At 25.0% G+C, this 1,387-nt stretch carries 2 protein-coding genes; both read right to left on the reverse strand.

Features of this window, described 5'->3' with window-relative positions:
* A partial coding sequence (locus NQK76_RS02625; protein WP_320415241.1) for an SVM family protein occupies positions 1-96 on the reverse strand: 96 nt, incomplete at its 3' end.
* A gap of 23 nt (positions 97-119) precedes the next feature.
* Positions 120-893 (reverse strand): effector, encoded by a 774-nt coding sequence (locus NQK76_RS02455; protein ID WP_255872750.1) that lies wholly within the window; start codon positions 891-893, stop codon positions 120-122.
* Positions 894-1,387: the final 494 nt, after the last annotated feature.

Below are 1,387 nucleotides of genomic sequence, written 5' to 3' on the forward strand. Positions count from 1 at the left end.
TGCCATAACTGGATGAATATTGATTAACAGGAATAATCCTAAATAATTAATTAAAAATAATGGTAAAAGATATAATTTATTTTTTATTTGCATCATTTTAACTTATAACTCCTTTTATGTTATCCCTCAGCCGAGGTAATGTCATATAGTTTGTTTAGTTTATAAATAATTGAATCTTTATATTTTTTTTTGTCTATTTCATATTGTTCTTCTAATATTTTTTTGTAATTTTCAGCACGAGTTAACATATTTTGGTACATTATTCGGATCGCTTCTAAGTTTTGAATTTCGACATTTATTTTGCCAATTTCACCAACTATTTCTGAAATTTCATCTTGGAGTTTTTTGATTTCTGCTTTGTTAGTTTTTCTATCAAGTTCTTTTTCTTTGGTTTCTAGTTGTTCTTCTAATACTAATTTTTGTTGTTCAAAAGATTTCATTTTAGGAAGAATATTTAATTGTGATTGGTATTCATCACATTTTTTTTGTTCTTCACTGATGAATTTATCTTTGTCTTCGTTTAAATAACCTAAACACAATCCCCAACTATTTTTAAATTTATTAATTTCTTCTTGTTCTTGTTCTGATAAATCAGTTGGTAATAAAGTAGGATTAATAGGTTCCGAAAAAATATAATTTTTAATCTTTTCTAAACAAGCCGCAGTTATTTTAATTTTGGGAATTAGTTGTTCTTCAGCAGAACGTTTCAGTCTAGTAGAAAAGAGTTTTTTTATTTTAAATGCTTCATAATAATCTAACGTTTCTTTTGCGGATTCCCAAGAAGATAAAGGTGATTGATTTTTGCTAGTACAATGATGATTTTTATGAATCATAATCATAATTGTTATTCCTAATAATAAAATAACCATTATTTTAATAAAATATTTTTGCAAAAAGTTTTCCTTATTTACGAATTTCGTAACCTTTCTGATAATAATAAGATCTTATTATCAAATTTGGAAATTTGAATATACTACCATTATATAACTTTAAGAAAGAAATGTTTAAATAAAATAATGATGAAAATTTATTTCATCATTATTTATTAATAATTGGTTGATAGCATTTAGCATATTTTTGTGTTTTTTGAGGTTCTATGAAATGTTGTTGAGCGCGAGCATAACTGGTTTTTTTGTTTTTTTAGTACTTCTTTTTATCTTCTTGATGATTTTTATAATCAATTATTTTCTGTTAATAATCTTTTTCATCCGCTTCAGGTTTCATTAAATCACAGTTGATACCAGCACAAATAAAGTCATAATTTTATTGAGGCATTATTTTCAATGTACCATCAAGATGACAAAAAAGTTTTTGGACTAAATAAATTATGCAGTGGATTTTATGAACTGCGAAACCTAATTTGGCAATGATTCCTGACGCTTGTTTT

Source organism: Candidatus Phytoplasma australasiaticum subsp. ipomoeae (assembly GCF_024425275.1).
GTDB classification, from domain to species: domain Bacteria; phylum Bacillota_I; class Bacilli_A; order Acholeplasmatales; family Acholeplasmataceae; genus Phytoplasma; species Phytoplasma australasiaticum.